General features: G+C 36.4%; 9 protein-coding genes and 1 riboswitch. Of the genes, 1 reads left to right on the plus strand and 8 read right to left on the minus strand.

The features are described from left to right. Nucleotides 1–1059 precede the first annotated feature (1059 nt). The 8 genes from TJ68_RS06755 to aroD form a co-directional block, all read right to left on the minus strand. Nucleotides 1060–1422 (minus strand): DUF4870 domain-containing protein, encoded by a 363-nt coding sequence (locus tag TJ68_RS06755; protein ID WP_040929405.1) that lies wholly within the window; start codon nucleotides 1420–1422, stop codon nucleotides 1060–1062. Between the two features lie 138 nt (nucleotides 1423–1560). Beyond that, complete coding sequence (locus TJ68_RS06760; RefSeq protein ID WP_040929406.1) at nucleotides 1561–2364, minus strand: MetQ/NlpA family ABC transporter substrate-binding protein; 804 nt, start codon at nucleotides 2362–2364, stop codon at nucleotides 1561–1563. Between the two features lie 14 nt (nucleotides 2365–2378). Further along, nucleotides 2379–3059, minus strand: a complete 681-nt coding sequence (locus tag TJ68_RS06765) for a methionine ABC transporter permease (protein ID WP_148449686.1) — start codon at nucleotides 3057–3059, stop codon at nucleotides 2379–2381. Beyond that, nucleotides 3056–4075 carry a methionine ABC transporter ATP-binding protein gene (locus tag TJ68_RS06770; protein WP_040929407.1) on the minus strand — a complete coding sequence of 340 codons (1020 nt, stop codon included), beginning with the start codon at nucleotides 4073–4075 and terminating at the stop codon, nucleotides 3056–3058. Before TJ68_RS06770 ends, TJ68_RS06765 begins: the two co-directional genes overlap by 4 nt. Nucleotides 4076–4173: 98 nt before the next feature. After that, nucleotides 4174–4279, minus strand: a riboswitch (SAM riboswitch). A 25-nt stretch (nucleotides 4280–4304) separates the two neighbouring features. Then, nucleotides 4305–4628 (minus strand): thioredoxin family protein, encoded by a 324-nt coding sequence (locus TJ68_RS06775; protein WP_040929408.1) that lies wholly within the window; start codon nucleotides 4626–4628, stop codon nucleotides 4305–4307. Between the two features lie 61 nt (nucleotides 4629–4689). After that, nucleotides 4690–5070 carry a glycine cleavage system protein GcvH gene (gene gcvH, locus TJ68_RS06780; RefSeq protein WP_040929409.1) on the minus strand — a complete coding sequence of 127 codons (381 nt, stop codon included), beginning with the start codon at nucleotides 5068–5070 and terminating at the stop codon, nucleotides 4690–4692. Nucleotides 5071–5150: 80 nt separating this feature from the next. Beyond that, a complete protein-coding gene (locus TJ68_RS06785) occupies nucleotides 5151–5510 on the minus strand; it encodes a Spx/MgsR family RNA polymerase-binding regulatory protein (RefSeq protein ID WP_040929410.1) in 360 nt (119 codons plus the stop codon). Continuing rightward, a complete protein-coding gene (aroD, locus tag TJ68_RS06790) occupies nucleotides 5503–6189 on the minus strand; it encodes a type I 3-dehydroquinate dehydratase (protein WP_040929411.1) in 687 nt (228 codons plus the stop codon). The genes TJ68_RS06785 and aroD overlap by 8 nt, the downstream gene beginning before the upstream one ends. A gap of 73 nt (nucleotides 6190–6262) precedes the next feature. On the opposite strand from aroD, the gene TJ68_RS06795 reads away from it, so the two are divergent. Further along, on the plus strand, nucleotides 6263–6787 hold a 525-nt coding region (locus TJ68_RS06795; protein ID WP_040929412.1), incomplete at its 3' end, for a hypothetical protein.

Below are 6787 nucleotides of genomic sequence, written 5' to 3' on the forward strand. Positions count from 1 at the left end.
AACGTGTTGTGATTAGAATTTCGTGGGTAGAAAGGTGTCTTTTTATCCTGTAAAGATAATAGCACTGTTTGCTAAAATTTTATTTAACAAAAATTTTGAGATTCTGTTAGATATCTGGATTTAATTAACATATTTCTGCTCGCCGCCCTCACTTTTGTTAAATATATTTTTTTATCTAACAAAAGCATGGCTGAATTCCGAATTTTTGTTAATTATCTGGATATATTTAACATATTTCGGGATAACCTGTTAATTTAAGATGAAAAACTCAGGTTGAGATCAGGGTTCCGCGAGGCTAAAGGAGTCTTTTTATCCTGTAAAGATAATAGCACTATTTCTCATAATTATATTTAACAAAATTTCCGCGATTCTGTTAGATATCCAGGTTTAATTAACAAATTTCGTCCCGCCGCCCAGGTTTTTGTTAAATATATTTTTTTATCTAACAAAAGCGAGTCTGAATTCCGTAATTTTGTTAATTATCCGGATATATTTAACATATTTCGAGATAACGTGTTAATTAAGATGAAAAACTCAGGTTGAGATCAGGGGGCCGCGAGGCTAAAGGTGTCTTTTTATCCTGTAAAGATAATAGCACTACTTCTCAAAATTATATTTAACAAAAATTCCGCGATTCTGTTAGATATCCAGGTTTAATTAACAAATTTCTGCTCGCCGCCCTCACTTTTGTTAAATATATTTTTTTATCTAACAAAAACGCGACCGAATTTCGAGTTTTTGTTAATTATCTGGATATATTTAACATATTTCGAGATAACGTGTTAAATAAGATGAAAAACTCAGGTTGAGGTTAGGGTTCCAGGGTGCTTATCGTGTGTTTTTATCCCTAAAAGAAAATAACATCATTTCTCGAAATTTTGTTTAACAAAAATTTCGCGATTTTGTTAATTATCCGGATATATTTAACAAATATTGGATCCCACTGATAATTAAGATAAAAAACCAATTACGTCGGATCGATAACAGTTGTTTAGGTTTTTTATCATAAACTGAAACTCCACACGAAAAAACACACGTGCCTAGGCACATGCGTTTTCCTTATTTAATGAATTGAATTGTAAGTGGTGGAAGATATCTTTCACCGTTAAATGATTTAATTGCTCCAATAATCGTAAAGACAACTACCATCACTAAGATAATTGGTGTCGTAATAAACCCGATTAGAACTACAGTTAAAATCGATGAAACAAATGAATAGATCGAATACGAAATCGAGAAGTTTAATACATCAGCTAGTGCTGCACCTGTTTCTGGATCGTCGTCTTTCTTAACTGCCCATAAAATTAGCGGCGCAATGAATGCTGATACAAATAATGATAAGTACGATAGCATTACGATTTGTCCGTCGAACACAGGGCGTGTTTCATATGTGTATTCTGAATTACGTTCAAATTCATCCATTTAGATTACCTCCAGTAAATTCTTGATATGTAATTATACCCGGCTATCGAACATTTATAAACTTACTCTTTAATAAAAAGATAAAAAACCCTCTCTCCACACAAAAAGACACGACTTAAAAAGCCGTGTCTCCTCTCATTATTCTGCCGGAATTACTGCACCGTCATAATTGCCATCGATGAATTTTTTGATTTCTTCACTTTGTAATACTTCTACAAGTGTTTTTAAGTTTTCGTTATCTTTGTCTGCGCTTCTTACAATTACAACGTTTACGTAGTCTGAGTCTGCCGCTTCAAGTTCAATCGCATCTTCTTTTGGTGATAATCCTGAGTCAATCGCGTAGTTTGCGTTGATGAAGAACACATCACCTTCGTTATTTTCGTATGCTTTGACCATGATTTCTGGTGCTGTTTTGTTGTCGAATACGAAGTTATGTGGGTTGTCTTCGATATCGTCGATCGTTGCTTCGATTGGGTCAACACCGTCTTTTAATGTGAGTAAACCGTGGTCGACGAAGAATTTAAGGATACGTCCTTCATCTGGTACGTTGTTTGAAAGCATAATTTTCGCTCCGTCTGGTAACTCTTCTAATGATTTATAATCGTTAGAATATACACCGATAGGCTCTAAGTGAACAGCTCCAAGATTTTCAAAGTCGAATCCTTCTTTTAATAAGTTGTTGAAGTATGGAATGTGCGCGAAGAAAGTTGCATCTGCATCTTCACTGTCTAACATTTGGTTTGGTGTGTTGTAGTCGTTCACGACTTTAATGTCGAGATCGATTCCTTTTTCTTCTAATAATGGTTTTGCTTCTTCTAAAATTTCAGCGTGTGGTACTGGTGTCGCAACGACTGTTAACTTTTCGTTCGCTTCTTTGCCGCCACCACATGCAGCAAGTACTACTGTTAGTAATAATGTAAATGCAAATAATATTCTTTTCATAAATAAGTCTCCTCTTATCTTTTGTCGACTGCTTTAGATACAGTGTCTCCAATAATTTGAATGATAAAAACAATAATTAAAACAACGATTGTCGCAACGAGTGTCACGTCTGGTTGACTTCTCGTAAATCCGACCATGTATGCTAGACTTCCGAGACCTCCTGCTCCAATAACACCAGCGACTGCAGTTGAACCGACGAGCATAATCGCCGTTACTGTGATTCCTGAAATGAGTGCTGGAAGTGATTCAGGGAGTAACACTTTCCAAATAATTTCAGTTTGTGTTGCGCCCATCGACTCAGCGGCTTCGATTACGCCTTTGTCGACTTCTTTTAATGCGATTTCAACGAGTCTCGCATAAAATGGAGACGATCCGATAATTAATGCCGGCATCGCTCCCCATACCCCCATCATCGTTCCCATGATTGCTTTTGTGAACGGTATGAGTAATATGATTAAAATGATAAACGGAATGGCACGAAATAGGTTAACGACAAATGATGTCGCACCGTACACCGGCTTAGAGGCAATCGCCTTACCTTTTGATGATTGAAATAAAATGACACCTAATATAATTCCTATGACGAATGAAAATAGCGTCGCAATTCCTGTCATTGTCAGCGTTTCTATCGTCGCTTCGATTAGTGCATCGATTTTGACGTGTTCAAATCGGAACATTTCTTTTATATCGTTCATTTGATGACCTCCACTGACACATTTTCACGTTCAAATTGTTCAATAATTTTAGTTAACGTCTCACCTTGAACTTCAGTCGCAACGTATAGATGACCGTATGATGCGTCGTTTGTCTGTTTAATATTTCCAGATAAGACGTTCATGTCTAAATCATACGTTTTGATTACTTGAGAGACGATTGGACGATTGGCTTTCGTACCGACAAATCCGAGTTTTAATACTGTCGAATTCGGGAAACTTTCTTTAATTGCTTTAATTTGAACGTCGACGTCTTCATCGTCTAAATCATCTTGTACAAATCGTTTTGTTACAGATGACTTTGGATTTTGGAACAATTCGATAATCGGTGCAACCTCGATGACTTTTCCATTTTCCATGACGGCTGCACGGTCGCAAATTTTACGAATCACTTGCATCTCGTGCGTGATCATGACGATTGTTAACCCTAGTTCTTCACGAATTTTTACGAGTAAATCGAGTATTTCATCTGTCGTTTGTGGATCTAAAGCACTCGTCGCTTCGTCACATAACAACACTTCTGGATGATTGCTAAGTGCTCTCGCGATACCGACACGCTGCTTTTGACCGCCGGATAATTCACTTGGATAGTTATGTTCTCTACCTTCTAAACCGACAAGATGAATTAACTCCGTCACACGAGTGTCCATTTCACTCTTTGATACACCCGCGATTTCAAGGGGGAGGCGAATATTTTCATAAACTGTGCGGGACCATAACAAGTTAAAATGTTGGAAAATCATCGACACTTTTTGGCGCTTTTTACGTAACCCTTTTTTTGAAAGGGTGTTTATCGTGTCTCCACCGATTACAACGTCTCCACTTGAAAGTGTTTCTAAGCCGTTGAGCATTCGGATTAGCGTTGACTTTCCAGCTCCGGAGTACCCGATAATACCGAAAATTTCTCCTTTTTCGATATGTAACGACACATCATCTACCGCATGGACGGTTTTCTTTTTCCCTTTAAAAACTTTAGTGACATTTTTAATATCAATCATCGCTTTGCCTCCAGTTTTATCCGCTTAATAATTCTTTTTCACATGAAGAAAATAAAAAATGCTTACTCAAAAATGAGTAAGCATAAATAACGTTAGCTTTCTCATCTTCGAATGATCTTGATCATTCAGTGAATTAGCACCTTGTCTATTTAGACGGTTGCTGTGGCTTCCTTGGGCACTTCCCTCCACCACTCTGGATAAGAATTATTAAGTTTGATTTATTGTAGCACTACGAATTTTCGTTGTCAATGTACTTTTTAAATATTTCGACAATTTTAGTCACCGACTCAAACGCGTACACTTCTTCTTCTAGTTTACCGTCTTTAAAAATTAATAAAGCTGGTACGCTATGAATTTTATATTGCTGAATAAAAGCCTCGTAATAGTTTAAATCGATCTTTGTGACGTTTACGTCTATGACTTTTGTTGCGATATTTAAAAACGACTCTGCGAGTTTACACGTCGCACACATTGGCGTATATCCGTAAATCACTTCAACACCGCTTCGTTTTATGATAGCTGTTAGTTCTTCTTCTGTAATTTTTTGTTTCATTTTTTAAATCCTTTGAATGAAAAAACTCTAGACGACGTGACGTCTAGAGTTCTCAATTAAATTATTGTCCTGTCATTTCGTCGTAAGCTGCTGCATCCATTAACTCATCAAGCTCTGATGCATCTGCAAGCTTAACTTTTAACATCCAAGCTTCTTCGTATGGTGATTCGTTTACTAACTCAGGGCTGTCTTCGAGCTCTTCGTTTACTTCAAGTACTTCACCAGAAACTGGTGCATATAATTCAGATACTGTTTTAACAGATTCTACTGAACCGAAGTCGTCACCTTTTGCGATTTCGTCTCCTTCTTCAGGAAGCTCAACGAAAACGATGTCTCCTAATTCTGACTGTGCGAATTCAGTAATACCAATAGTTACTGTATCTCCGTCAACTTTTACCCACTCATGATCTTCTGAATACTTTAAGTTGTTTGGTGTTGCCAAAACAAAAACCCCCTAGTAATGAATAATTAATAATTGTATTATCTCACATAACTATCATATAGACAAATTAAATCAGAATGTTAATCATTTAAAACTGCTTCGTATTGTTCTTCTTTAAATCCTAAAACGACTGCACTCTCTGTAACGAGCATCGGACGCTTGATGAGCATGCCGTCACTCGACAGTAATTCAATTTTTTCATCGAATGACATCGTATCTAACTTTTCTTTTAAACCGAGATCTTTAAATACTTTACCTCTCGTATTAAAAAAGTCATCGATTTCGTGATTATCTGCTTTACTAACGATGTCTTTTAACTCGTATTCTGACGGTGGTTCTTCTACCATATCAATGACTTCTAAATCGATTCCTTTATCTTCTAAATACTTTTTACCTTTACGACATGTTGTACATTTCTTGTACTCGTAATATTTATTCATTATGTTGATATACCTCTCTTAACATTTTTATTTCCACTTGTCCTGGTGCTTGTGGCGTCTGTAAACATCCGTAAGTGAACGCTGAATTGTACGGTGCTTTTGCGACGCGTGTTATTTTACCTCTTTCCCCCATCGCAATAATAATAATCATATTTCCGTACTTTTCTTTATTTTGTTTTAACAGTTCAAAGAGTAATTCGACGTCTTCATTATTTGTTGGCATATACGCGACTTTACAATAGTCTGCAAATGATTCATACATTCCATCGATGATCGACTGTATCGTTTTTTCATCTGGTGTTTTTAGAAAATCATGATGACTAAACAGTACATCGATACCACGAGATTTGACGTGTGAAATAAACGCGCCATTTCTCAAACTATTATACTGAATATCTAAAATATCAAACGGTGCATGCGTTGAAATGTATTTAATATGTGACAGATACGCGTCATCGCTACCAAAGCCACCTTCATTTTCCGTACGATATGTATATAAAATACGCTTATTTAACTCTCTTAAACCATATAGTGCGTCGATGATTTCTTCATCGTCTTCAAAATAATCGCCACGAAATTCTAAAATATCGAAATCGTCTCGTGCGTGATGTAAGTCCTCTAACTCTTGTTGAAGTTCCGTCAAATTACGGCTACTTAACGTGACGACAATTTCTGTCATACTACCACTCTCATTTGTTTCTCATTTAAAAGAATGATACCATATTTTTAAACATTTAACGATAGGAGACACTATGAAAAAATTACTGTTAAACACTGTTCTAATCGTATTTATTGCAGGTTGTAGTACAGATAACGAAACTGATGTTACAAAAGAATCAAACGACGATACGACAGAAAAAACTGAAGTAAAAGAAGTGAAAGTATCGCCTGAAAAGGAAATCGAAAATGATACGCGTAACGATATCGGGGAAATCGTCACGATCGACGGCATCGACTTCACTGTGAAATCGAGTCAATTAACAGATGAAAGAATCGAAGATCATTTTGAATCGTTTGAATATGTATTAGAGCTTGAAGTGTATTATAAAAACAACACAGACAAAAACTTCCCAGCAGGACGTGACGTCTCTGTACAAGTGAACGATAAAGAAGCGACGTACTATGATTTAGACAGCTCTGTTTTACAAGAAATTGCACCTGGTGAAGAAATTACTGGAAAAGTCTATTACGCATTTAACGGAACACCAGAAGTTGTTACTGCGAAATTTGCACCACTATTAAATACTGCAGGAGATTTTGAAGAGTTTAACGCATAT

The sequence above is a fragment of the Nosocomiicoccus massiliensis genome, assembly GCF_000438455.1.
GTDB lineage: Bacteria > Bacillota > Bacilli > Staphylococcales > Salinicoccaceae > Nosocomiicoccus > Nosocomiicoccus massiliensis.